16 protein-coding genes are annotated in these 26,057 nt (G+C 45.5%); 6 read left to right on the plus strand and 10 right to left on the minus strand.

Going from position 1 to position 26,057, the window contains the following annotated elements; genetic code table 11:
- Window positions 1-700 precede the first annotated feature (700 nt).
- Complete coding sequence (locus tag NG796_RS20295) at window positions 701-4,084, plus strand: ATP-binding protein (protein ID WP_261208807.1); 3,384 nt, start codon at window positions 701-703, stop codon at window positions 4,082-4,084.
- A 764-nt stretch (window positions 4,085-4,848) separates the two neighbouring features.
- Here the strand turns inward: NG796_RS20295 and NG796_RS20300 are convergent.
- A complete protein-coding gene (locus NG796_RS20300) occupies window positions 4,849-5,250 on the minus strand; it encodes a hypothetical protein (protein ID WP_261208808.1) in 402 nt (133 codons plus the stop codon).
- Between the two features lie 244 nt (window positions 5,251-5,494).
- Between NG796_RS20300 and NG796_RS20305 the strand changes: the two genes are divergently transcribed.
- Window positions 5,495-6,778: a phospholipase D-like domain-containing protein gene (locus NG796_RS20305; protein WP_261208809.1), complete on the plus strand. Its 1,284-nt coding sequence runs from the start codon at window positions 5,495-5,497 to the stop codon at window positions 6,776-6,778.
- Window positions 6,779-6,956: 178 nt separating this feature from the next.
- On the opposite strand, the gene NG796_RS20310 is transcribed toward NG796_RS20305, so the two are convergent.
- Window positions 6,957-9,443, minus strand: a complete 2,487-nt coding sequence (locus NG796_RS20310; protein WP_261208811.1) for an ATP-binding protein — start codon at window positions 9,441-9,443, stop codon at window positions 6,957-6,959.
- A gap of 487 nt (window positions 9,444-9,930) precedes the next feature.
- The gene (locus NG796_RS20315) at window positions 9,931-11,379 is read right to left on the minus strand and encodes a bifunctional orotidine-5'-phosphate decarboxylase/orotate phosphoribosyltransferase (RefSeq protein ID WP_261208888.1); all 1,449 of its coding nucleotides are present in this window, start codon (window positions 11,377-11,379) and stop codon (window positions 9,931-9,933) included.
- 270 nt (window positions 11,380-11,649) lie between these two features.
- Here NG796_RS20315 and NG796_RS20320 point away from each other — a divergent pair, with 270 nt between their 5' ends.
- Window positions 11,650-12,225, plus strand: coding sequence for a hypothetical protein (locus NG796_RS20320; RefSeq protein WP_261208812.1), 576 nt, complete (start codon window positions 11,650-11,652; stop codon window positions 12,223-12,225).
- 97 nt (window positions 12,226-12,322) lie between these two features.
- Here NG796_RS20320 and NG796_RS20325 read toward each other — a convergent pair whose 3' ends face one another.
- From NG796_RS20325 to dndC, 6 genes are all read right to left on the minus strand, one after another.
- Window positions 12,323-12,865, minus strand: coding sequence for a Uma2 family endonuclease (locus tag NG796_RS20325; protein ID WP_261208813.1), 543 nt, complete (start codon window positions 12,863-12,865; stop codon window positions 12,323-12,325).
- 30 nt (window positions 12,866-12,895) lie between these two features.
- Window positions 12,896-15,847 (minus strand): DNA phosphorothioation-associated putative methyltransferase, encoded by a 2,952-nt coding sequence (locus NG796_RS20330; protein ID WP_261208815.1) that lies wholly within the window; start codon window positions 15,845-15,847, stop codon window positions 12,896-12,898.
- A gap of 118 nt (window positions 15,848-15,965) precedes the next feature.
- Complete coding sequence (locus NG796_RS20335; RefSeq protein ID WP_261208817.1) at window positions 15,966-16,529, minus strand: DUF1499 domain-containing protein; 564 nt, start codon at window positions 16,527-16,529, stop codon at window positions 15,966-15,968.
- A 25-nt stretch (window positions 16,530-16,554) separates the two neighbouring features.
- Complete coding sequence (dndE, locus tag NG796_RS20340; protein ID WP_261208820.1) at window positions 16,555-16,968, minus strand: DNA sulfur modification protein DndE; 414 nt, start codon at window positions 16,966-16,968, stop codon at window positions 16,555-16,557.
- A gap of 30 nt (window positions 16,969-16,998) precedes the next feature.
- The gene (gene dndD / locus NG796_RS20345) at window positions 16,999-18,981 is read right to left on the minus strand and encodes a DNA sulfur modification protein DndD (RefSeq protein ID WP_261208829.1); all 1,983 of its coding nucleotides are present in this window, start codon (window positions 18,979-18,981) and stop codon (window positions 16,999-17,001) included.
- 115 nt (window positions 18,982-19,096) lie between these two features.
- Window positions 19,097-20,725 (minus strand): DNA phosphorothioation system sulfurtransferase DndC, encoded by a 1,629-nt coding sequence (gene dndC / locus NG796_RS20350; protein WP_261208831.1) that lies wholly within the window; start codon window positions 20,723-20,725, stop codon window positions 19,097-19,099.
- Between the two features lie 274 nt (window positions 20,726-20,999).
- Between dndC and NG796_RS20355 the strand changes: the two genes are divergently transcribed.
- The gene (locus NG796_RS20355; RefSeq protein WP_261208832.1) at window positions 21,000-22,175 is read left to right on the plus strand and encodes a DNA sulfur modification protein DndB; all 1,176 of its coding nucleotides are present in this window, start codon (window positions 21,000-21,002) and stop codon (window positions 22,173-22,175) included.
- A 76-nt stretch (window positions 22,176-22,251) separates the two neighbouring features.
- Here NG796_RS20355 and dndB read toward each other — a convergent pair whose 3' ends face one another.
- Entirely contained in the window at window positions 22,252-23,319 is a 1,068-nt protein-coding gene (gene dndB / locus NG796_RS20360; protein WP_261208834.1) for a DNA sulfur modification protein DndB, read from the minus strand.
- A gap of 269 nt (window positions 23,320-23,588) precedes the next feature.
- Between dndB and NG796_RS20365 the strand changes: the two genes are divergently transcribed.
- Window positions 23,589-25,187 carry a DGQHR domain-containing protein gene (locus tag NG796_RS20365; RefSeq protein WP_261208835.1) on the plus strand — a complete coding sequence of 533 codons (1,599 nt, stop codon included), beginning with the start codon at window positions 23,589-23,591 and terminating at the stop codon, window positions 25,185-25,187.
- A gap of 78 nt (window positions 25,188-25,265) precedes the next feature.
- Window positions 25,266-26,000: an aquaporin Z gene (aqpZ, locus tag NG796_RS20370; protein ID WP_261208839.1), complete on the plus strand. Its 735-nt coding sequence runs from the start codon at window positions 25,266-25,268 to the stop codon at window positions 25,998-26,000.
- Window positions 26,001-26,057: the final 57 nt, after the last annotated feature.

Genomic DNA, 26,057 nt, shown 5'->3' on the forward strand with positions numbered 1-26,057 from the left:
TAAAGTCAAAAATACCACAAAAAAGAAATTTTACAAAATCTGTCTCCTATCTGGGCTTACAAAATTCTTCGGGCAATTTCTGTGAATTTTATCTAAATTTAATCCTAATACTTCCGTCAAAATGCTAAAATCCACCCTACGGGGTATAGAAATCTATCATTGAATGAATTAATTTGAATCACTAAATCCGCGATTTTTCAAGCCGATTCTCCCCCAAAATAAGGTTTTCAGCTTGGGATTTCTTGTCAAATTTGTTGAGGGTCGCTTTAGAGTTACGGACTCATGAGGTACTCATCACAATCAGGTGTGGGTTCCAACTGGGTAAAGTGGGGTGCATCCAGAGATGGCTCAGGGAGGGGGCATTGTAGATGGATGGCCTATTAGACCCGAAAAATTGTAGAAATTCTCAGCTACCCCAGGCGAGTCCGTCTAGTCAGAGTTAAAAGCCCGATTTCTTGACAAAATCTCTGCGGATCAGGAGCGTTATCTCGGGTCAGAAACTGGGTTTTTTCTCCTTGGGATCTCAACTGATCCCCGGGTCATAGAAGGGTGGAGTCCCAAGTCTCGCCTCTGCTGTCCATGCTAAAATCATAAGTCAATACCCCAGAAAAATTTGGCCGGATTCGATTGACCTGCTCCCAAACTGGCGATTCACCTGATGCCCTGGGTTCCATCATTCACCGTTGACTAGAAGAACTTGATGAAACGCCCTATCCGGATTGATACGCTTCAATGGTTTATTGGCATTTATCTTGCCGTCCGGGGCACATTGATGCTGATGTTGCCACACAAAGTCGCCAGCGATATTTTTGCCCCGTTTCAGCCTTATGTGACTGGGTTGGGGGCGTTGCAAGTGATGGTAGGCGCTGGGTTGATCGGGGTAGCGACCTTGCTACCCCTGCGGTGGAGTATCCTCTGCGCTCATTTGATGGCGGGGGTGGTGTTGTTCCAGATTGGCATCGGATATGCTTCTGTGGGCAAATTGATCGGGGTGGTGGGGCCGTTGATCTTGGGATTGGCGCTGGCGATCGCCCCTTTTTTACACCCTGACCCTGCGGGTCGAGATCGGCAGAAGGAGGAGAAGGCCCTGGCGATCGACCTGTTTGCGGTAGCAATGGGATTGAGAATGGTGATTGAAGCCCTGTTGTTCCTCACCCTGTTGAATCCAAAATTACAGGCATCCTTATCCCCGGTGCTGCCTTCGTACCGACTCCCCTACGCCCTCCTCTATTTAGCGATCGGCGCGAGTCTTTTGGGGGTTCAGCTTTACCCGAAAGTCCCTCGGTGGCTGTTTCAATTGGTTCATGTCTTCGCGGGGACCTTCCTTTGGACCTGGATTCTAGGATTGGGCTTTACTCTGTGGAATGGGGTGCTCTCCTATGCGGGATTGGGAACAGCTTTGGCATTCCTCCCCTGGATCGGCAAGCGCCTGAACCGACTGGATCCTCTTTCGTTACAAACCCGAGTTGCCGTAGCTTCCATTGGCATTGTGACCTTACCTCTGGTCTCTTTAACAACCCTGGTATCTCTTCCCCAAGAGCAAGCTATCATCGATCATGCGCTGACGGTTCAGCAGTCCCTGGCGGTTGCTCTCTCGCAAGATATCGCCACCTATATCAACCTGCATCGTTCGGCGATGGTTGCTTTGGGGAATCACCCCGGATTGGCAGAAATGGACCCGAAACAACAGCAGGCTCTCCTCCAGGTTGTTCATGGGGCTTATCCGGATATTCAGGTATTAAGTACCTTTAATGCGAATGGTCAAGAGGTGGCCCGCAGCGATAACCGTCCCCTCGGTCCTTCGATTCAGGAAATGGCTTCTTTTCAAGAGGTCCGACTCACGGTTCAACCGATTCTCAATTTCCAGGTGGGTAGAACGGTGAATTTGCCGGTGGCATTTTTTCTAGTGCCAATTAAAAATTCTCAGGGAGAATTTGCTGGGGCTGTAGCGGGTTCGATCGCCTCGTCTCGGATTATGGCACAACTGGGCCGGATGGCGTCGGATACGAGTCTCAAAGCTTATCTGGTTGATAAAAAAGGCCGGGTGATTGCTCATCCTAATGTCCAGTTGGTTAATTCCTTCGCGAACTTCGCCGATGTGCCTCCAGTAGCTGCCCTTTTGGAGAGTTCCATTTCCTTGGGAAAACTAAGCTACTGGAATGGACCCATCCGCGAATTGGTCGGCTATGCCCGAGTCCCAGATTTTGGCTGGGGTGCGATTGTGGAACGTCCGGCAGAGGAAGTGTTAGGGACCTTAAATGTTAGACGGGAACGGGATTTTGTGGTGCTGTTGGCGGTGGCAACGGCTTCCCTGGCGATCGGGGGGTTCCTCTCTCACCGCTTGACCCATCCCCTCAGAACTCTGGCGTTTGCGGCACAAGAGTTAGGCAAGGGCAATTCCCAAGCGCCTCTACCGACTAGCAATATTACGGAACTGGCAAATTTATCTTTAGTGTTTGGGACGATGCGCGATCGCCTGGTTCGCCGCACCCAAGAACGCGATCGCGCTGAGGCGGAGTTACGGCAAAGTGAGGCGAAATTTCGTCGCTTGGTGGAATCGAATATTATTGGGGCGATCGTCGTAGAAATTGAAGGGCCCGTACTCGAAGCTAATGATGAATTTCTGCAAATGATGGGCTATACTCGCGCTGATTTAGCTTCGGGTAACATTCATTGGCTGAAAATTGCCCCTCCCGAATATTTTGAGGGCGATCGCCGCATCACTCAGGAGTTACAAGAAACCGGGGCATTTACTCCTTTTGAAATGGAATGTATCCGGGCTGATGGTCGTCGGGTTCCGGTATTATTGGGGGCAGCCCGGTTAGAAGAAACGGAGGATAAGGCGATCGCATTTGTCCTGGATTTGACCCAGCGCAAACAAATGGAACGGGAGCGCGAACAACTCCTCAAGCGCGAACGATCGGCGAGAGAAGATGCGGAATCGGCTAACCGGATTAAGGATGAATTTTTGGCGGTCCTCTCTCATGAATTGCGATCGCCCCTCAATCCGATTTTAGGCTGGGCCAAGTTGCTCCGTTCTCGGACCTTTGATCAAAAAACGATTGATAAAGCTTTAGAAACCATCGAGCGTAATGCCCTGTTACAAACTCAATTAATTGAGGATTTACTCGATGTTTCTCGGATTCTGCGGGGCAAATTAACCCTGAATGTCCAACCTGTTAATTTAATCTCGGTAATCACTGGGGCGCTAGAAACTGTTAGTTTGGCAGCAGAGGCGAAATCGATTCATATCGAAACTCGATTTGATAACGCCGCGAGTCCGGTTGCCGGTGATGTGATTCGCCTCCAACAAGTGTTGTGGAATCTGCTCTCTAATGCGGTGAAATTTACCCCGGCTAATGGCCAAATTGAGGTGATTTTAAGCAAGGTGGATTCAATGGCTCAGATTCAAGTTAACGATACGGGAAAAGGTATTGCTCCCCAGTTTCTGCCTTATGTATTTGAATATTTTCGCCAGGAAGATGGCGGAACGACGCGCTCTTTTGGGGGTTTAGGGTTGGGATTGGCGATCGTCCGGTATATTGTGGAACAGCATGGGGGTTCGGTGATGGCTGAAAGTCCCGGTGAGGGCTTAGGCTCAACCTTTACGATTCATTTACCCCTGATGTCCGTGGAACCGACTCCTGATGAGGGCGATCGCCCTCCCCTGAGTCTGATGGAGAATTTACAGGGTCTGCGCGTGCTGGTGGTGGATGATGAACCGGATCTGCTGGAGTTAGCCGCTTTTACCTTGGAGGAAGCGCAGGCAACAGTGACTTCCTGTGCCAGTGCGGCAGAGGCACTCATTGCCTTAAATCAAAACTTCTATGATCTGCTCGTTTGTGATATCGGAATGCCCGATATTGATGGTTATATGTTTATGCGTCAGGTGCGCTCATTTCCACCTGAACTGGGCGGCAAAATTCCGGCGATCGCTCTCACCGCCTATGCCAGTGAATTGGATCGGCAACAAGCTCTTTTAGCCGGGTTTCAGTTACATTTATCTAAACCCATTGAGCCGGATTTGTTCATTCAGGCGATCGCTCAATTGCTCCAAGCTTCTCCAGAGGCTGACTCGCAGTAGGCAGTATATGAATTGCCCCAACTGGGAATATGGGCTAAGGGAGTTTCTTCAACTTCCATCCTTCAATTTACCCATCCAGTTTGTACACACTTTTTTATAAAGCAGGAAGTTTTTTATGAGTCACGATTGGCTGATTTTTATCGGCTCTATGGGGATTTTAATTCTCTATTTACTGTTCTCGGCCCTCACGGAAATGGGGACAAAATGGCCCGAAAAAAAATAGTAACATCCCCATTTATAGGCGAGTCTAAATTATTTTACCATAATTTTAGCCTGATTTTAATAGACCTCTTACAAAAATCCGAATTGATCCCCCCAACCCCCCTGATTATCCCCCTCCCGTCCCCGGTCGATCCCCCTCCCGTCCCCCTTAAGAAGGGGGAAGCCAGAGGAATCAATGTTTATTTGCTGGGGGAAGCCAGAGGAATCAATGTTTATTTGCTGGGGGGCTTTAAAGAATTTTGCAAGAAGTCTAATATCCGGTTTACTCGATCACCCACACTGACCTAACCCCCCAACCTCCTTCGCTTGAAGGGAAGGGGGAGAAGATAAAGAAAGGATTTTTTAGCTTAATTCATAACACTGACTCTAACATCAAGATAAAGAGCAAACTACTCCCTAAAGCCCCCCTTTTTAAGGGGGGTTGGGGGGAGCAATCCGGATAGTTTACTAGAAGTCTATTATTTCCTAATTAATGAAACGGAAAGAAAGAAGCAGCCTTACACGCATTAAAATAGGTGGCTTTTTACAATTCTGCAATCCCCCTATTTAAGCAATCGACAAATCAGATCTCCCACCCCATCTGGCTCAAAGGAAACTCTCGTTCCATTCCCTTGAACTCGAATGCGATCGCGACAGTTATAGCGTTCCAAGGGTTGATCTACGCCGTCAAGGCGAAGGGCTACTCGATATTCCCAATGATATTTTGCACTGCGCTGAATTTGCACAATACACACTGAGCGATCGCCCAGGGTTCGACAGACGAGTGCTTGGGCGGGGAATGCCACCGTCCAAGTCAATATAATCCCCAGAAAAAGGGCTGTTACTTTGATCCATTGTCCGGGTTGAATGCAACTCATATTGTGACCTAAGTTGGGGGATAAAATGGGCGGGATTGTCTCTGTCTTGGGATAAAAAGTTGTGACTCTATCTTTAGATAGAGACATAAAATATCAATTTCGTCAATAATTAGGAGAAATTACTCTATGTGATAAACTCACTTTTAAGCTTGCGATCGCTGAAACCCCAGGGGAGAGAGAATTAAGGTCGGAGGCTACGCGACATCTAGTCTGAAGACTGAAAATTTTCAAAACCATCCGAGTCACTCCCTAAACGGTGAAGCTCACGGCAATCTTAGCGGAAGCGTGTTATCATAAGTGAGGCTAGACCGAAAAATGACGAGGAGAAATAATGAATTCGGTACTGGTATGGATTCTGGCGACAATGATTGGATTGGCGATACTTCTCGTGATTTCGTTGTATATTCGCGGAACCTTTCGCGATCGCGTAGAATACAAGGTAAAAAATCCCCCGACTCCGGGAGAACCCCGCTTTGCGATCGCCCAAGCAAGCTTATCTAATTCTTTAATCACCTCTGCTTTAATTACCGATGTTTGGAATGATTCACCCACCATTCAACAAGTCAGACTCGATGCGATCGCCAAAGCCCAAAATTCTATCCATTTTGAAACCTTTTTCATGACCCCGGGACGACGGGCGAATGACTTTGCCGCAGCAATTTCCGAACGCGCAACAGCGGGAGTAACCGTTAAATTATTGGTAGATAGTTACGGCAGTAAAACTATGTCCAACAAGTATTGGAACCGATTAAAAGCTGCCGGAGTTAAGGTGCTGTTTTTCAATCCATTTGACTGGAAAGCTCCGGCAGATTATGCCGGGAGAACCCACCGAAAATTACTCGCTATTGATAGTCGGTTTGCCTATATTGGGGGTGCGGGAATTTCTGATTTTTGGGACGGGGAGTCCGGTTCCGGAGAAAAAGAACCGTGGTTTGATTGTGAATTTCGCCTGGAAGGAGAGATTGTTACCGTATTAGAAGGCGTCTTTGTTCAACATTGGACTTATGCGAGTGGAGTCGCGGATCTCGGCCCAGAAATATTTAAAAAAGACCCGGCCCAAAAGCCGATTACCCTCGTGACTCCTTCCTTTAATCCTACTTACCGATTTTCCCCAATTCGAGCTTTATTTCAAACCAATTTATTAGCAGCCAGAAAGCGCATTTGGTTGGCAAGTCCTTATTTTTTCCCGGACCTTAATTCCCGGGATTTGCTGATTGCTGCCAAAAAGAGGGGATTGGATATCAAAATTCTCACCACCAGTTCGGTGAGTGATAAAAAAAAGGTTTATTATGCGTCTTATGAAGGATATGGACCGATGTTGGCCGCCGGAATTGAGATCTATGAATATCAACCGAGTATGACCCATGCCAAGCTATTATTGATTGACGATCGCTGGATGACGACTGGAAGTGCTAATTTTGACCCCCGCAGCTTTTTTCATAACGATGAATTAGATTTTTCCACCGGCGAACCGAATGTTTTAAAAGAAGTTGAGCAAATTTTTCAACGGGGGTTTTCTAAATCTAAAGTAGCCAGTTTGGAGCAGTGGCGCAAGCGATCGCTCTGGCAGCGAATGGTAGGGCAAACCGTTCGCTTCTTTGAATGGCAACTGTAAGGGGGTTTAATCGCTAATTTGACCCTTTCCTAGAGGGTAGGTATAGGAATTATATCCCCGGGACCAGAAACCGGCTGTCACAGACCTGTTTGGCTGGGAATTGCTCCGGATTTTCTGGACTGAACCTGGTTTGTCGTCCCGGGACTGTACCGATGCTGGATTAGGGAGAAACATTGTGCTAAGAAGGGGGTCCGGCTACATCCAAGGGTTGAGGAGGGGTCGGATACGTCTGTTGGATGGGAATTTCCAGGATGAACTCGGCCCCCTGGGATAGTTCAGAAATATAGCGAATCTCACCTTGATGTTTCTCTACGACTACTTCCTTGGCGATCGCCAACCCAACCCCGATGGATTTTTTCGTAGATTTTGTCGTATAAAATGGCTCAAAGATTTTGTCCTGAAGGCTGGGGTTAATCCCCACCCCGTTATCAGCAATACTAATTAAGACGCGATCGCCTCCCAGGGCTTCGGTGCGAATCAAAATGGTTTTTTGTCCCGGGTGGTTGGGGTGGGAGTCTAACGCATCGATCGCATTGGATATCAGATTCATAAACACTTGATTGAGTTGGCTGGGATAGCACTCCACCTCGGGCAGATTTCCATAAGCTTTGATAATTTGAATTCCCGGGGAACCTCCTTTCCCTTTGAATCGATGTTGTAAAATCAATAACGTGCTATTAATTCCCTCATGAATATCCACCGCCTTCAATTCCGATTCATTTAATCGCATGAAATTTCGCAAGGCATCAACTAAATCTCGAATCCGTTCCGCCCCCCCTTTCATCGATTCAATCAAGTGGGAAAAATCTTGAGAGGTAAATTCAAGGTCAATTGATTCTATGGTTTCTAAAATCTCCGGGACGGGTTCAGGATAGTGCTGTTGATAAAGATACAATAGATTTAATAAATCCTCTGCATACTCCTGAGCATGAGCCAGATTTCCCGTGATAAAGTTAATCGGATTCGTAATTTCAGCGGCTATACTAGCAATTAATTCCCCCAGTTCTGACATTTTTTCTTGTTCAATTAACTGGGTCTGGGTGCGCTGGATTTCTTGCAGGGCTTGGGCAAGCTGATTGGCTTTTTCTTGAGTTTTCGCTTCAGATTTCTGCAAGGCTAAATTTAATTTAGCCAGTTCATCTGCCTGCCGCAGAACGATTGTGATGATCGCATTTTTGAGGTCTAATGCCGCATCAATTTCACAGGGTTTCCAGGGTAAGGATTTTAATTTGACACTCTCTTGCCACACTTCAAAAGATTTTCGAGGATGCAGTCGAGGATTTCTGCCCGGTAACAGTTCAAAGGGAGTATTGGGGTCTCCCGCCCAACTGACTTGATCAATTACCTCGGTTCTAAACCATAATACATAATGCTTAGGTTCTTGGGAAATGACCACCGCCAACAATCCACTGGCGATATCTTTATAAGATTCGGCTTCGGGATAAACACTTGCCAGGGAATCAGTATGATAAACCGTGGAAAAGTTCTGTTGTTCTAGCCAGTGAATTAGCGGCTCAATGCGATCGGGATTGGGAGTATTGCCCAGGGGACAACAAGTCCCTTTAAAATAAATCAACGCCCCATCCGCCCTCACTAGATCCAGTAAGTTCGGTTGATAATTTAATAATCCGTCAATAAAATTAGTCTCTCCTGACATATATTCGACTAATTTCGCCGTAGTTGATTGCAATTGCAGGCGATATTCATAGTAGCTATCATCTTCTTTAGACCGCAGTTCCAATGCCATAACCTTTCCAAAAAATTCGCAGGCTTTTCTTACTTCATAAGACACATATTTAGGAGAGTTATGATGGCAGGCAACCAGTCCCCACAGTTTTCCCTCTTTGACAATCGAAATTGACATAGATGCACTAACGTTCATATTTTGAAGATACTCGATATGACAAGGGGAGACACTGCGAAGAACTGAATGACTCAAGTCAAGGGGCCTTTTATCTAGGGGATTAATCGTCGGAATAATTGCAACAGGTTTGTAGTTGACATCAGCAATTAATCGGAGCAAATTAAGGGAATAGAGTTGTCTAGCTTGGGGTGGAATATCTTCGGCTGGATAATTTAAGTTTAACCAACTGTTCATAGACTCCAGCTTTTCCTCAGCCAAAACGGTCCCATGTCCGGCAGGATCAAATCGATAGAGCATTACCCGATCAAATCCGGTAATATTTCTAACTTCCTTGACTACAAATTGGCAGAGTTCTTGAAAATTTTGGGAATTTTGAATCGTTGATGCAGCCGCTTCTACTAATTTATAAAAACTTAAAAATCCCACGGTTTTTAGGGAAAGGGTGGGTTCGAGTTCTAAAATAAAACAATCGGGATGAGAGGGATGAATGATTCCATCAAAATAGAGAGTTTTACAGTCAGTCTGAATAGTTAGGTTGATAGGATTGACAGTTGCCAAATTCTGATAAGTGATAGATTCTCGGATAAGATTAACCTGAGTTTCATCCATTACCCTCGCTAAGGGTTGGCCTAAAAAAGTTTCCGGGGGGCGTCCAAAAAACTTAACTGTATTGTTACTAACTTGTAATATATTGATTTCTCTGGAAAGAACGAACAGGACTCCATGAGGTTGGATTAAACCGGGACTTTGAATCGGTTCTCGTTCGTAGTTTGCCCAACTTAGGGTTTCTGGCTTCATCATCTGAATTCTCCGACTGTCTAGGTGAATCAAGGACGGGGTTTGAGGACAACTGGGTTGAAAGAGGGAGGAAATAGGGCCTTTTGGTGTAGTGAAGCGGAGCGTTTATTTGAGCGAGTTATTTTTCTGAATATTTTTTGAAAATTTTATCATAACCCTTGACTCATCGTTTACTTTTTGACCAAAAAAAATGTTTTGTAACAATTCTTAATTACCGGGTTTTGCACGTCCCAATTGACCCAGAAAACCTCGGAAGCGAGGAGATTTCAGGGTTCATAAAAGTCCCAAACTCTCACTCACTTTCCGCCCCCCGCCCCCATCTCAAGATTGTGAGAAGGGGCGATCGCTGCTGATGCGATCGCCCTTTTCCAGCTACGGTACAGGGAGTTGCGGCAGTCATCCCCCCTTAACGCCTGGAACTCCATCGTTCCTTCCCGACTATACAGAGAGTAAATCGCCCTTGGGCAAAATCTGGGTTTCCCGGGGGGAATTAATGGGTATCTTTAAAAAACTGAAATTGGCGATCGGTGATGCGTCTTGCATCATAAAGAGTTTCAGCAATTTCCGAAAGGGTCAAGACCGAATGAGCTTGATATCCATTGACTTTTAATCGTTGTTTCACCCCTTTTTCATGGTCAATAAAGACTACAATATCCTCCACCTTTAATCCGGTTGATTGGAGCTTTTGCGCCCCTTCCATGGCACTTTTTCCACTAATTAAAATATCATCTACCACCACTACGGTTTCCCCGGGATTAAAATGACCTTCCACTAATCGCCGCGTCCCATGTGCTTTCACTTCTTTCCGAGGAAAAATCATCGGATAATTCAACCGTAAAGAAAGTCCTGTTGCTGTCGGTAATGCCCCGTAAGGAATTCCTGCAATCCGGTCAAATGTTAGGGTGTTTAAAACCTCGGCATAAGCCCCAATAATTTTATCGAAAATTTGGGGATTTGAGATAATAGTTCGCAAATCAACATAATAGGGAAAAGTTTCCCCAGATGCTTGGACATATTCTCCAAACATGATGCACCCCAAATCATAGAGTTGCAGAATTAAATCGGTATGGGGATGAGCATCAGTCGCCGGAATATCCGGAAACCACACCGGACAAGCTTGTGCCTCCGATGGGATGCGAATTCGGACTTGATTAATCGTTTCTCGCAGTCCTAAAATGAGGGAACCGGCATTTTCACTGCTTAAAAAATCTTGGGGAACTGGCAGGATTAAGCCATCTCCTTGACTGTTTAAACCGGCTTTGAGGATGTTAGCTAAAACCGTTCCTTCGGACCAGATACTACGGGCGAGAATCAGCCGTTCTGGGGCAATAGACCTGACTTGCTTCAAGACTTCCGGGGTATTGGTTCCCACCTCGACTGCCACCTGTTCTGGAGTCCCCCAAGTCCGGGTTTCCTTGACGATTTGTAGGTACAACGGCGCATCTTTTTTTGGATAATGTTGCAAGACTTGCGCCGCCGGATTGGAGGTATGACAGAGGACAAAGACGGCTTTATCGGGATACAGTAAAAACGGGGCGGCTAAATCTTGCCCGGGATAGGGACTCAGCGTCACTGCATCCACTTGCCACCGTTCAAAAATTGTCTGGGCAAATACGGTACTACTGTTGAGATCCGAGTGTTTAGCATCTAAAATCACCGGCAGGCAACTGGGAATCGCTTGTAAAATTTGCTGCAATAAATCTAAGCCCTCCGCCCCCAAAGCGGTGTAGAATCCGAGGGTTGGTTTGTAGGCACAAACTAATTCAGCAGTTTGGGCAATGATAAAATGCAGCCAATCCGTCAAACGCGCGATCAGAGTCTCCGGGTTATCCGGGGTCCCGAACCGGGAGGGAAGTGCCTCGGGATCCGGGTCAAGTCCTACACATAGCAGGCTATTATTGCGGTCGATCGCACTTTGTAATTTATCGCTAAAATTCATCATAGTGGGTGGAGATTGAATCGATTTTGCACGAATTTTGCTCACCGCCCCCGGTTTTACCCACCGGGGAAATGACCCACGGCGATCGTCGCCCAACCCGGTCTAAAATTAGCAATTTGCCATTCACCCATCCGATGAATTCTTGTTAAAACCGGAGATTTACGATATCAATGGAGTATAACTTAGGGAATGAACGGATGAGGTCGGAACAAAGAAATCTGTTGTTGCCCTCACTCTGGCTTATTTTACCATTAATGAGCGATCGCCACGATGACTGGAGAAAAAATTGGCAAATACCTCACCCTAGAAGAATTTTGCACCTGTACGCAAACCTATCAAACCTACAAGGATCAGATTCATCCCTTTCCGAACAACCCCCAGGAAACGATTCCGGCAATTTTGGCGTTAATTGAGGCAATTGTCGATCCCGTTATCGATGAGTTCGGACCCGATCGCTTTCGGTTAACCTATGGATTTTGTTCTAAAGATTTAAAGCGGTATCTGGAGAAAAAAGACCCTATAACGGGGAAGAAAAATGGGCGCGTAGCCCCGGAATTAGACCAACATTTGGCCCATGAAATGAATCAGAAGGGGAAGTATTATTGTCAGCGTCTCGGGGCCTCCTGCGATTTTCTGATTCTGGATTTATCCACTACAGATTTAGTGGATTGGATATTAACGCATCAATTACCCTTTGATTCCCTTTATTTTTATGGGGAAAATCGGCCCATTCATATTAGTTATGGCCCGCAAAAAAAGCGGGATATTTGGACTTTTACTCGGGGGAAACAGCCGACTAAAAAAGGAATTGAGGAGTGGGTTGAGTTGGCGAAATTGATTCAATAAACCCGCACCCTTCCCTTAAGGGTGTGGCTACAGAAACAAAGCCCGCCTGCGCGGGCTAATATATAGAGATTTATTGCCTGATAAAATAGCCCTTTTATTACTCAAATACGGGCGGCCATAAATCAGCAATTGGCATTTCCCACCCGGGGAATAACTCAGGAATGATTAAGGTCTCTTCAGTTTTTAATACGGTAGTTTCTCCCGTGGGACGATAGACGGTGACCGTTTCTTTATCCGGGTCAACTAAAATGCCGACGGTGGTTCCTAATGCTAAAAATAGTTTGATTTTATCAGCGAGGGGATTAATGCGATCGCTTTTGGATTTAATCTCTACCATCAAATCTGGAACGAGACGCACAAAATCCCGATTACTGCGCTTAATTCGGTCCGCCAGAACAAAGGATACATCCGGTGCCCGTAAGTCAGTATTCGGGAGGATAAATCCCCCACTAGAGTCATAAACTCGTCCTAATCTGCGGGGATTGACCCACAGTTTCAACAAAAAGGTAAATTGAGCACCAATTTCGCTAGAGGTATCGTCAGATGGACCCATTGCCTTAATCCCTCCATCAATTAATTCCAGGTTCCACTCGGGATGTTCCAGTTGAACTTGTTCCAAGTCAGCAATTGTTAAACTCATGATTGAACCTCGCTGTTGCTTTATTTTAGTTTAGCTTAAATCCGGTTCAGGTTGCACTTGCTTTTTCTGGCGCGATCGCAGTGCTGCTGCTGCTTTGAGGATTCTCAGGCGATAGGGGTCAGAATCTTTGCGCCAATACACCCTATTTCCCCGAATTTCGGCACAGTTTTCTTCTAATCTTTTTTGCCAATTTTTGAGGGTTTTAATCTCCCAGGGTCGGTCTAGCAATCCTCGATTTTCTTCTTGATGGGTCAGTTTTACCAGTTTTTCATACTGGGGATAGTCCGGAGTTAAGCAGGCATATTTCCGATGGAGGATGGGCGGATTATCGTCCTTGTCATAGTCCCGATAAATTACCCGCAAATCGATTAAATCAATATCCATTTGGGTATGTAAGAGGGGATGTGCTTCTTGGTCAAAATTGGGGTAAAATAAGTAAGATATTTTTGGCTTTTTTAGGCTAAATTTAATTAAAGTGGCCTCATCCATCCGCCCAATTGCTCGACTAACGACGCCTTCATAAATTCTCAGCAAAGGTTCGAGGGTTTCTAAGGCGGAAATATGAACCGTGAAACTGTTGGGTTTGAGCAATCCTACGGGACTATTTTGACAACTCCGGGCCACTAATGCAATATCATTTAAACTAAATACCAGTTGTTCTGCCATGATGCAGGCAGTCCGATAAGAGGGAAATAGCGCTTTGATATCATTTTGAATTTCTAAGGGTAAATGAGACAGTTGGACTCGTTTTAATAAGTTGCTGACGGCAATATAAGTCAGGATATCCTTGCGGCGTTTTTCGGTGATTGCTTCCCATTCTTCCGGATGGGTGAACTCCATAATCACTTTAAAGGCGCGGCGCAAATTGCCAAATTCAGCGATAATTTGGGGTTCTTGAGGGAGTTCGCCGGGAACTGGGAGTCTGCCGCGATCGCTGGCAAATTCCATGAGTGGCGTCAGGATTTCCCGATATTCATCAAAACTTTTCAGCAGTTTAGGAACTGTAGTCCGACTGCGGAACCGATGCGCTTGAATCCGTTGTGCCAATTGTTGGTCCCGAAAGACAAAATAAATCCCCAATGCTACGGGAACTGCTTCGACTTGTAGAACACTTTCAATATACTGTTTTAGTTCTTCCTGTTCATAATATTTCTGAAAAGTATGGCGGCGGGTAATGACCCCATCTCCATAGGCAACCTGACCACTATTGCGATCATCTACTAAGACTAAAGACGCCACAATTAACACTTTTTGGGTCAATTTCCAGGATTGAATCAGCGCTTGTCGGCGTTCTTCTAAATCTTCAATCACATTAATGATATAACCCAAATTCACCACATCTGCCGGAGTCAAAGGAGTATCTGGGGAATAATAGGGGTCCCAACCACTACTGGGAAATCCTTGTTCGGCAATCCGTTTAATATCTCCCCCATGACCACATCCATAATCAAAAAAGGTCGTTCCTTCGGTAAAAAATCCCGCTTCTAATCCTAATCGCATTGGACGAGAGATGGCATTACGAACAATTGCAGCGCGATGGCGTTCGATTTTGGGGGTGGTTTTTAGGGGTTCATAGGTAGTCTTAGGTTCTGAGGTGACAATGACCGTATGTCCTTGAATTTCGACCCCCGCAGCGGCCAAATAGTCTAACCATCCATTGCGAGTTCCAATCCCCCGTGACTTGTTTAAAAGTCCTAATTTTTCTTCTTCTCGGGTGAGGGTTTCAAATAGTTCATAAAGTGGATAATCCGGGGTGACAAAGGTTTCTTTACGGTGGAGAACGGGAGGATTATCTGCTTGGCGATAGTCTCGATAGCGAATTCGGCCCTCGGGGAAATGAATCTGTAGACTGGCCTCTAATGCTGGATGCGGGTCGGTGTCAAATTCGGGATAAAATAAATAAGAAATAATGGGTTTATCCAGGTTAAATTTAATTAAGGTTGAGCCATCAACTTGGCCTAAATGACGACGGGTAATGGCCTCGTATAAACGGAGGATGGGGTCTAAAGATTCTAGGGACCAAATATGAACATATAATGCACCGGGTAGCTTTTTTCCGAGGAGACTATTTTGGCAAGCGGTGGCAACTGCATCCGGAGATTCTAATTGGGATAGCAAGTTTTGGGCCAATTGTTTTGCTGTTGTCCAATTGCCAAATAACGCGCGAAAATTAGCGGCAATTTGGGGGGAAACTTCCGATAAGGCGGGAACGTGCTTTTTTTCCCAAATTAGACCGGCGATATAAATTAAGGCATCTTGACGGCATTGTTCCTGGATTTGGTCCCAAATTTGACTTGGAGTTGCTTCTTTAATTTGATTAAATGCCTGTTCTAAGCTGCCAAATTTTGTAACGATTTTTTGGCCGGTGGATAACTCTTTTACTTTGGGTAACCGTCCCCATTCCGCAATAAACTCCATTAACGGAGTGATAATTTCTTCCTGTTCAATTAAGGGGGTAGCATCGGGGTTGAGGGGAGGAATTACGGAACGCGATCGCCCTTGGTTGAACTGATAAATTTGAGCATCTGCCGGATTGCGAAAGATAAAATAAACTCCCAATCCTGCCGGTGTTGCCTCTACGGACAAAATGCGGTCCAGTTCCCTTTTCAGTTCTACTTGTTCATAATAAGTATGAACGGAATTCATGGGAATCACGCCCTCTTTTCCGTAGGCGATTTTTCCTTGATTGACCTCAGAAACAGTGACCGATGAAGCGACAATTAAGACATTGTGGGTCAAGTTCCAAGCATCCTGCAAGACATCCTGACGTTCTTCTGGGGACTGGATTACATTGAGGATATCGGCAAGATAAACAACATCCGCAGGATGGTGATTAGTATCTCCCCCATAGTCCAAAAACGTGGTTTCAGAAGTCAGGATTCCCGCTTCTCCGGCGAGACGCAGGGCACGGGGTAGATGGCGGTGAACCGATGCCAAACGGTTTAGTTTGGTTTGGGGTAGCGGCAAACTGGATTTATCCATAAGATAGGAGGTGTAACTCAGCAGCGATCGTGACCCACCTTGTTCATACCACAAAACGGCTGCCGCCAGTCCAAAAAATTATCGCCGCTACCCCAGTACAGCAGAAACTGATGGAGAACTAGGCGCTAAATTTACTGCGAATGTCTTCGATTCGTTTCCGGTTTACCCCTAAATCCGATTGTCCTAACCGCGATGCCGATCGCACTTGAATTACTCCCGACTTGCGATCCAGAAAAAATTCCACATCATCCACATATCCCATTAAAGCGCTGGTAAATTCAGCATACAAATAATGGGCCTCGGATTTAATAATCTTAGCATTATCCATCTCTTCAATAATCTCCTTGAGATGGGCAAAGGCTTTTTTCTCCGATGACTTATATTGTAACGGTTCAACTTTATGTTTTTTATCCGTTTCTTCTGCTTGAGAAGAGACACAATTGGGAGAAGTTGGACAAGGGGATAATTTGCCCATACTTACTCCTAAACTGTCGGGACGTTCCCCGGAAAAGGAAAACATACTGGCAATCGTCGCATTGGGTGAAATCTCAGCAGCGAATGCCGCAGGAATTGCCGCCAAATAAAACAAAATTGCCAAGGTGAACGAAAAACAGACCGTGAGAACTTTGAAAGCAGATAACTTGTACATAAATCGGCGGTTGATGTAAAATGTTCTTTCCATTCTAGCGGCAAATTTGACTACTGGTTCACCGTTTCCCTTGGGATTCTTTCTCCCCTGCCTGAGTCGCCACCTCGATTAAATGCTCAATTTTCTTCAGATTCGGATCTCCTGCCAGATACCCAATCCCGCGATGCAGATGCAAGCGAAACTGATTTGCCAATGTCTCTTTATCCGTTCCCAATCCATCTTGGTGACAGCGTTGTTTCAATGCCAAAATTAAAATATCGGACATTTCCCCGCCAAAGACTCGCCAACTCATTTCGACGTTACTATCAGCGGGAATTGGCACTGGAGAAGGGATAGAAGTTTCAGATAAAGATTTACAAAATGCCCAGCGGCATAAAATATTCCATTGGTCTATTTTCGTATAGCGTTTGAGTTTGCTAAGTTGTTCTTTAGCGGTTTGAGAGAGTTTAATTCGGTCGAGTGGTGGTTCCATTGATGCTTTAAAATAAATCGGTGTGACAGTTTACCAGAAATAGCCTTTTTCTACAACAGTTTTTCGGGTTTCCGGTTGATATTTGAGGAGATAGCTGTTGGCGATCGCCTCTTGTTCTACGAGATGTTCATACTCAGTTTTGCTAATTTCTGTATCCGTAGATAACAGAATCACTTGATGGGATGCTGATGGAAAATAGCGTTCAATCAGATTATTCCGATGGGAAGAATCCAACCGTCCTAATGGTGTATCGATCGCCACCGGGAGATGCCGTCCCGAGACTCGCGCTAATCCCCACAAAAAGGCGATCGCTAACAACTGCTTTTCCCCGGCAGAAAGGCGATGTTTTGGAACAGGTTTACCCTCGGGGTCGTACAGGGACAATCCAAAACTTTGCGTATCAATCGCAATCCGATGGACTAAATCCGCTTTATGTAACAGATAGCGGAAACAATCCGTTACCTCCACCTCTAACTTATTTAACTTCCGCAGGGTCAACCTTTCTTTAAACAATTTCAGGGTTTCCTGAACCTTCTTCGATGACTCAATAATATGCTCATCATTTTGGCGTTCAATACTCGTTTCACTGTACACCGCCAGTTCCTTCTTAAACCCTTCAATATCTTTACTTAACTTATCGCATCGCTGCTGACCATTATTATAGTCCCCTTGCGCCTTCACCACTGCCGCTTGTGCCGCCTTCAATGCCGCATCCAGTTGTTCATAAATCTCCGGAGAAGGTGCAGAAGCCAATTGGCGTTCATTGAACGTAATTTCTACTTCCAATGATTCCAAAGACTGCAACTTTTCCCCGGCCAATTTTACCTGACTTGGCAGTTCATGACGCAAAACATTCGCCAACAAAGACAGAGTTTCCTCATCTGCCGATAACCAGATATCCTCTTCCGAACCAATTTCGCGATCGAGTGCCTCATCCTCCTGTTCCAGGAAAAACTTAATCTTATCCACCTGTTGCGGTTTCAACTTCAATTTGTCCAGATATTCTACCAGACGACTGCTGCGTTCCTTCACCACATCCCGCGCAATTTTGGCCTGAAAAGACTTCGCCTCCTGTTCCCCTTGAACCTGCACCTCAGTCAGCAAAGGTTGAATTAAAACCAGGGGTAAACTCCCCCCAGCTAATTCCCCCAAAGACTCGCGCATCTGTTCCAAACTTCCTTCTAAATTGCGCTTTTGCTTTTCTAACTGAGTCCGTTCTGCTGCAATTTTTCCTCCTTCCGAAATAAACTTATCCCAAGCATCCCGCTGCCGTTCATGGGCCTTTTCTAACTTATTTTGTAACCCGCCTAACTCTTGCTTTGCCTCCTCCAAATCTTCGTTAGATTTAGACAATTTTTGTTCAATCTCTTCCAAACTTGCCAATTGCTTTGCACTTGCCAGCTTCTTCTGTTTTCGTCGAACCAAAATATCCAAATCTATGGATAAACGTTCCGCTAACTCTAACCCCAACAGGGATTGAATCGCATCCACCACCACCGGAGGCGGCGTTTCCTGTTCCGCCAGTTCCTTCACCTGTTCCCCATCAAATAGAAACAGATTAGAAATCCCCAACGGCAACAAATTCTCGATATATTCATCCCAAATATTCGTCAAATCTGTTCGCGGCCAATCTCCTTCCAAAATCCCTAACGTATCCTTACCATCCTTCGGATTTGCTTCCCAATAGCGCACAATCCGCAACTCCACTGCTGCATCATTTTCAAAATGCTCAAACACCAACTCAATCCGAGTTTTTTCCACCGGATCCGAATCCCGAGTTACACACTGTGTCAGGAAATCACTATAATTCAAATTACCTCGGGTCGAACATTGAGCCCGAGGACCATAAAGCGCTAACCGAATGGCATCCATTAGGGTAGTTTTTCCCCCACCATTCATCCCTCCAAACAGGATAATTGGACGGGTTTCCCCATGAATTTGAGGACGTAAATCAATCACCTGTCGTCCCATATAAGGACCAAAATTTTGCAGAACCAGTTCAATAAAAATCACGATACAGTCACGGTAATAAAGTCAACAGTAGGCAACATTTCAATTCCCCCCTTAGCAAGGGTCTCTTTCAATCCCCCCCTTAGCAACGCCATCGGGTTAGGGGGGGTTCTTTCGATTAATTCTCTACATCATCATCATCAGAATTGATACTGGGATATTTCATCGTCCCCCAACTTAACTGTTTAATCCCAGCAACATCTCCATCAGTCGCCGAGGGTTTCATATCCCGATTTTTGAGTTGTTTAATCGCATAAACATCCCCTTCTTTCGCAGCAGTTTTAAGGTCCCGCTTGTAATGAGCATTTTCAATCGCTTCTTCCTGCGATCGCGAACTACTTTCAAAGCATTTTTCTAGCGCATCATAAACACCTGTTCGTCGGGATTTAGTATGATACTTGTACTCCGTCCCAATCAACTTCGACATTAATTCCAAGTGCATCGTATCGGGTTGGCAGATTTCATCTAACACCTCCCACTCATCACTTCCCCACAACTGATTACCCGCGCCAGGACGAGGGTCCTCAAATGGTTCCCCCGTCTCTTCTTCATAAATCTTAGGCAAACTATCATCAAATTCATGCTTTTCTTCTAGCCAAATTTTCCGAATTTCGCTGAGTTCGTCTAATGTGATGAGGGTGATATCCCGCATATCTTCGGGACCATTTTTTCTGACTCCAGTTTGAGCCGAGAGAACTTTTCTCAGCCAATGCTCTCGCCATTTTTTTAAATAAGGTCCAGGAATAGGCACGACAGTCATTTCCCCCTCATTATTGCGCTCAAAGAGTTCAACTTTTCCGTAAATACGACGGAAGTCTCGCTTATCGTGATCTTCATGAATATCTAATTCATTGCGAATTTCCAATAGCGGCATCATCCATTCTTTTTCGTCATCATTTTGGATCATCGCTTGCATGGATTTATCTTGATTGACCAGGGTACAAACCCAGCAACCAAAGCGAGAATCCCCACAACTTGGGGTACTGGTATCAACGACGAGGGGACATTCATTGTCTGCGGTTGCACCCCGATACATCGTAAATAAATCTTTATTGCTTTGTCCCCAGGGATTTGTCCATTGATTCAAATAAATCCAGACTTCATCATTCCGCCAGTCTTCGATAGGAGTATAGACTAAAGAATTAATCAAACTTGATCTAGGACTTAGGCGATCGCGCACCCTTTTTTCTTCGTGTTTTTGCATGGTTGCCGAACGGCTGACGCTTTCAGCCTTACGCATACCTAGAACAAGAATGACTTCTCCATTGTCCCTAACCATGCTACGAATGAAGTTGTTAGCTGGCTGAATTTTTAAACGATCTGTACACCAGCGAAAGCGGGATCGAGGTGCTGGATAGCCTTTTCCAATTAAACAAACCCAGAATGTATCTTTAACTTTTGGGTGAAGCAGATGTGGCTCAAATGGCATTTTTTGTTCCATCGCTGCTTCTTTGATCCGGTCGAGTGATTTGCGAACCCAAGTAGCAACGATGGGATTCTCAACCAGCGTGTCTGTCGTAATTACATGAATAGTTTTGGTTCGCTTTTCCATTGGAAGTTGAGCGACTGCATTCCAGATTAACTGTAATGTTGCCGTGCTGTCTTTCCCACCTGAATATCCCACAATCCAGGGAACTTCATCTAAACAATATAAAGCTTGAACTTCTTGAGTTAGTTTTTCTATGTCCTCTACTAATTCATCTACAGTGCGAGGTGGGAATAATGACATTTGCGATTGTTCTGACATTTGATGAAGACTCCTTGCTATCTTGCTAAATCTAGTGACTTGTGGTAAAATTAGAACTATTTTTAATTCAAGGATGCAACTTGCATCCTCAATTTTTGGCTTGTTTTAGATATTTTATTCACGCTTTACACCCTCTAGTTACTTTTATAATGAGTGAATAGACTTGTATTAATCTATCCGAGATGTCCCCTCCTGAATCGAGGTTACCAACTCGGGTGGATCTCTGGTCAATTTCCTCATCGGATGACAGTTCTCCCTACTTTTACGATTTTATATGATGGACAACCACTTACCTGAGACAGAAAGTTCCCCCCGCCTCGATCCCTTCCTTGAACCCTATTTCGCCAAACATCATCGCGAAAAGTGTTATCCTGGTTTAATTTTCCGCCAGGGGAAGCGCCAGATGGTCCAAATCAATGTCCCTGCCGATGATTTGCCGACGCTTCTCCAAGCAAAACCCTCTAGTGACAATGATCCCGATTCGGGTAAAAATCGCCCAGAAGTTAAGGGTCATGCCGAGGAAATCAAAGAGTATATTCTCAAACGTGCCAACAAAGGCACACCCTGGATTTTGGGAACTCTAACGGCAAATGTCGATCCCAGTAAGATTGATATCATTAAATTGGGGAGAGGGATTTGCTTAGTCGTCATTCCTCGGGGGGTCAAGTTGGACATTACCGATGGACAACATCGTAAAAGTGCAATCCAAGATTTGATTATGGGTGAATTTGGCGAGGTAATTGGTGATAATGATTTCCCCATTACTCTCGTCTTAGAACCAGATTTTAACCAGTGCCAAACTGATTTTAGAGATATGGCGCAAACGAAACAACTCGATAAATCGCTGCTGTTATCGTTTGGGGAATTTGAAGGTCGGGTCGGCATCACTAAGCGAGTTGTCGATGAAGTTTTCATGTTTCGAGGCAAGACGGAAAAGATTAAAAATTCTCCTGCTCTTAAAAAGAAATTGATTTACACAAACAATTACATAATTAGGGCGGTTAGTTCTGCATTTACTAACGACCCAAACAATGAACTAAGAGAGTATGATGTAAATCAAGCATCAGATTCTTTAGTTAAGACCCTCAACCAGTTCTTTTCAGAATGTAGTCATAGTCGGCATATCTATGAAACCGAACCTGAAGATTTAACGATTGAACAAGTGGCAGAATTTCGAGAAAATTGTGTTTTGGGAATAAGTGTAGGTTTGGATATTCTAGGTCGATTGCTTTATTACACTTACAACCAACATACTATGTCTTTTGAATCCAGTCAAGTATCGCAATTAGCCCTCCTAAATTGGTCAAGAAACAGTCATTTATGGAAAGACAATGTGGTATTAATCGATCCTAAGCCTAAAAATCCAGCCAAACCCTACAAAATTTCTTATGTTTCAAGCGCAGTAAGAATTGCTGTAAATCGGGCAAAAACTCATCTAGGATGGATGTAAAATTGGCCGGTTAGCAAGTTGGAGGGAGTCGATCGCCCGAATTGCTCCCGAATTGCTCCCTCCTGAATTCCTCCTACTATTCCAAACGCTTCTCTTCCTCCGTTAACGGCAAATTTAAGCGCTGTTTCAGATAAGCAGTCATCCGCATTACGCTGGTTGACCCTGGGGACAGTTGACCCTTGAAAATCACCCTCCCTTCCCAGTCTAAATTCGATCGCGACCAATCGACTTGCCGTAAGGGGTCCAAATGGTCTCGCCAGGTGTCTGGATAGGTCCGGAGTAATGTTGCACCCACTGCGCCTAGTCCGATTAAGACGATCGCCTGGGTATGCAGGTAATCTCGCCGCATCTCAAAGGCGCTGACTTTTCGTTCTAATACCAATTGCCAATCTGGAATCTGCCGACTGACCGCATTCCAGTAATCCACTGCCTGTTGGATTTGTGCCTCTAGGGGTTCCCCTTCCCGGTCTGCCAATAATGTCAAGGTTGCCTGACAAATATGGGGGAGTATAAAGAGTTTACCAGACCGGGTGCTTAAATGACTGCGTTCGGTTTCGGTGAGGGTGCGGAATACCTCCACTTGCTGATATACTCCTCTCCCTAATGCGGCAGCGCGATCGCGATGGTCATACAGCAGATTTAAGGCAGGGTCCGATCGCACTGGGTAGCGGTTGAGGTCACTAAAGATTTGCTGCGATCGCTTCAAACCCACATCCAGAAACAAAATCAGGGGAATGGTTTCATATCCCAAGTCCGGATTCTCCTTCAATGCCGATTCAAAGGCGACCCGGCGATGTTGGCCGTCATTGATGGTAAATCGCGCATCCATTGGCACTCGCAAGCGTCCGACTTTTCGCCCTTCCGCCTCGGTTCCCAGGGGTTCAAAGGTGATATCTGCATCAATAGAGGCCGTAATCGCCGAGAGGGTATAACTCTGGGGATTATCTAAAATATACTGGGTAATCTGTGGCACTCGGGTCCGATTGAGCGATCGCCTCGCCCGATTTTCTGGCGGCGTTTCCCCCTGTTCCAAAGGGAACAGTTTCGGCAGCAGTCGCAGAGGACACATGGACACATAGTATTCCCGTCCTGCCTGTATTCCTCGGATGACAGGTAAGACATATTCAAAGGCCGTATTTAGCACGATCGCCCTCCCGGTATGTGCGGTAGATAGTATCCCACCGGCAACTCCCCCCTTTTTTTTCTGATGGCTCTTGACAAATTAACATAACTGTGTTAAAAATGACCGAATTTAATCGCTTTATTTTAGTAAAGCACAAAAAGTTTTTAAAAACCAGCTTTTTAGCAAAATAGCTCAAAACCCTTGCAAATATTCGGTTTTGAGTAGAGATGAGTCAGTCTGGGAACTTTCCTGCTATGTTTAAGGATGTGCCTATCGAGATGAAAGTCCCCATGAACCCTCCCCGGAATCCAGCAACAGACCTTGCCAGCAAAATCCTGGAACAGGAAAATAGCGATCGCGAAGCATTGGCGCTATTGCTGGATCGCCACCTCTCCCGCAGCGATCGCCTCCTGGTTCAGAAAACCCAGATGGGGAATACCGAGGCATTTATTGGATCTGTGACCTTAGAATGGTTAAGCAGTCGGGTTCGTTTCGCCTCCCAACTGCCACTCTTTCAGAAAAAATATGACCCTCAAACCGATAATGTCGTCCGGGACCGGGAAACCATTGACGAACTGCTACAACGTCCCTTGGATTGGTCTCGCCAAGCAGCTTTAACCTTGTATTTAGTCGCCAGAAAAAACCATAAATTTCCTGCTTTGTTGGTGGTGCAAAGTCCGCCCTGGGTGGATAATCCTGATGCGCCAGAGTGGGATAAAACCGGGCGATCGCGTCAATCCAGTTGTGACTTTATTTCCTTAGACAAAGACAACACCATCGGACTTTTAGAACTGTCTGAAAAAGTTGCAATTTTTGCTCTGGATGGTCAACATCGACTGATGGGAGTCCAAGGATTAATGGAACTGATTAAAACCGGACGACTCCAGCGGTACAACAAAAATAAAAAGGCCGTGGGTGCGGCAATTACCGTCGAAGATTTAAAACAACAATATCAGGTAGAATCGGCCCACCTCCAAAATTTAGCCTCGGAAAGAATCGGGATAGAATTTATTCCCGCAGTCTTGGAAGGAGAAACCCGAGACGAAGCAAGGCGAAGAGTTCGGTCTATCTTTGTTCATGTTAACCTGATGGCTGTTAACCTGAGTAAAGGACAACTTGCTGTTTTAAATGAAGATGATGGATTTTCGATTATCGCGCGGAAAGTTGCCGTTACTCATCCGTTATTGAAAGATAAAAAGAAACGCAATCCTCGGGTGAATTGGGACAGTGCGACTGTAGCGGCGAAATCAACGGTATTAACCACGCTTCAGGCGCTTAAAGATATGTCGGAACGCTACTTAGGCCCGAAATTTCCCCAGTGGCGATCGGCGAATAACAAAGGGTTAGTGTCAATTCGTCCCGAAGACGATGAACTAGAGGAAGGGTTGCGGGAATTTGAGGCATTATTTGATGGATTATCCACCTTAATCAGCTATCAACAACTTGACTCCGGAACAGAAACCCCAGAAATGCGCCGGTTTAGTCAGGAAAAAGGCGGGGGTGATGGGAATTTGCTGTTTCGTCCCATTGGACAAGTTGCCTTAGCGCAAGCAATGGGAATTTTAGTATTTGAAAAAGGGTTCTCTCTGAAAGAATTGGTTGAAAAGTTGCAGGAATTTGATGTGGATGGGGGATTTAGTGGGATGGAATATCCCCATTCCCTCTGGTATGGGGTTCTATATGACCCGAGTAAAAAGCGGGTATTAGTTTCGGGTCGGGATTTAGCGGCGAAGTTGTTGGTGTATATTCTCGGGGGAATCGAGGATGATTATGAACGCGCCAATCTACGCAAGGCGTTAGCGGATGCGCGGACTTTTGAAGGGAAAGCAGTTAGTTTTGACGGGAAATTTGTGAAACCGAAGGAGGTGGGTTTGCCGGAGGTTTTGTAAAGAATTGTTCCCTAAGTTACCACTTTCCCTCCCCAGTGGTGATATAATTTCTGCTTAATTCAGGAATAAGGGCAAATTATGTCAATAACTAAGCGGTGTCTTGCAGAGTTCATTGGAACGTTCTGGTTGGTCTTTGGGGGATGTGGCAGTGCGGTACTTGCGGCCTCGTTTCCCGATTCAAGCAATGCTTTGGGAATTGGACTGTTGGGAGTGTCCCTAGCATTTGGGTTAACGGTGATGACGATGGCATACGCGATCGGTCATATTTCGGGTTGTCACTTGAATCCAGCGGTTTCCCTGGGTTTATGGGTGGGGAAGCGGTTTCCGAAGAGCGAGCTCGTCCCTTATATCAGCGCGCAAATCGGTGGGGGGATTTTTGCTGGGGGAATTCTTTATCTGATTGCCAGTGGTAAACCTGGATTTACCCTGAGTGATGGATTTGCGGCAAATGGTTATGGCGCACATTCTCCCGGTGGTTATTCCATGTTAGCCGCTTTGGTGGCTGAATTTGTCTTGACTTTCATGTTTTTGTTTGTGATTATGGGAGCAACCGATCGCCGGGCTCCTCAAGGTTTCGCACCTGTTGCGATCGGGTTAGCATTGACCCTGATTCATTTAATTGGCATTCCCGTTACTAATCTTTCAGTCAATCCTGCACGCAGTATCGGACCTGCCGTCTTTGTTGGGGGTTGGGCGATGGCACAACTCTGGTTATTCTTGTTAGCACCCCTTGCCGGTGCCGCTTGTGCTGGACTTGTCTATTCCACCCTCGTAGGTGATGTGAAACTACGGCGCATGAAACTAAAGGTCTAATTAAATTTGTGAGTTTTTGTGTTTGTGTTTGCTTTTGTGTTTGCTTTTGTGATATAA

It is taken from the genome of Laspinema sp. D2d, from assembly GCF_025370755.1.
In the GTDB taxonomy this organism is placed as follows: Bacteria; Cyanobacteriota; Cyanobacteriia; order Cyanobacteriales; family Laspinemataceae; genus Laspinema.

Bases quoted from the DNA above. Each gene is read 5' to 3' on its own strand.
- NG796_RS20310 (WP_261208811.1), bottom strand. From the start codon at position 9,443: ATGATGAAGCCAGAAACCCTAAGTTGGGCAAACTACGAACGAGAACCG.
- NG796_RS20320 (WP_261208812.1), top strand. From the start codon at position 11,650: ATGACTGGAGAAAAAATTGGCAAATACCTCACCCTAGAAGAATTTTGC.
- NG796_RS20295 (WP_261208807.1), top strand. From the start codon at position 701: ATGAAACGCCCTATCCGGATTGATACGCTTCAATGGTTTATTGGCATT.
- NG796_RS20335 (WP_261208817.1), bottom strand. From the start codon at position 16,529: ATGGAAAGAACATTTTACATCAACCGCCGATTTATGTACAAGTTATCT.
- aqpZ (WP_261208839.1), top strand. From the start codon at position 25,266: ATGTCAATAACTAAGCGGTGTCTTGCAGAGTTCATTGGAACGTTCTGG.
- NG796_RS20330 (WP_261208815.1), bottom strand. From the start codon at position 15,847: ATGGATAAATCCAGTTTGCCGCTACCCCAAACCAAACTAAACCGTTTG.
- NG796_RS20365 (WP_261208835.1), top strand. From the start codon at position 23,589: ATGAACCCTCCCCGGAATCCAGCAACAGACCTTGCCAGCAAAATCCTG.
- NG796_RS20300 (WP_261208808.1), bottom strand. From the start codon at position 5,250: ATGTCTCTATCTAAAGATAGAGTCACAACTTTTTATCCCAAGACAGAG.
- NG796_RS20315 (WP_261208888.1), bottom strand. From the start codon at position 11,379: ATGAATTTTAGCGATAAATTACAAAGTGCGATCGACCGCAATAATAGC.
- dndE (WP_261208820.1), bottom strand. From the start codon at position 16,968: ATGGAACCACCACTCGACCGAATTAAACTCTCTCAAACCGCTAAAGAA.
- NG796_RS20305 (WP_261208809.1), top strand. From the start codon at position 5,495: ATGAATTCGGTACTGGTATGGATTCTGGCGACAATGATTGGATTGGCG.
- dndC (WP_261208831.1), bottom strand. From the start codon at position 20,725: ATGTCAGAACAATCGCAAATGTCATTATTCCCACCTCGCACTGTAGAT.
- NG796_RS20325 (WP_261208813.1), bottom strand. From the start codon at position 12,865: ATGAGTTTAACAATTGCTGACTTGGAACAAGTTCAACTGGAACATCCC.
- NG796_RS20355 (WP_261208832.1), top strand. From the start codon at position 21,000: ATGATGGACAACCACTTACCTGAGACAGAAAGTTCCCCCCGCCTCGAT.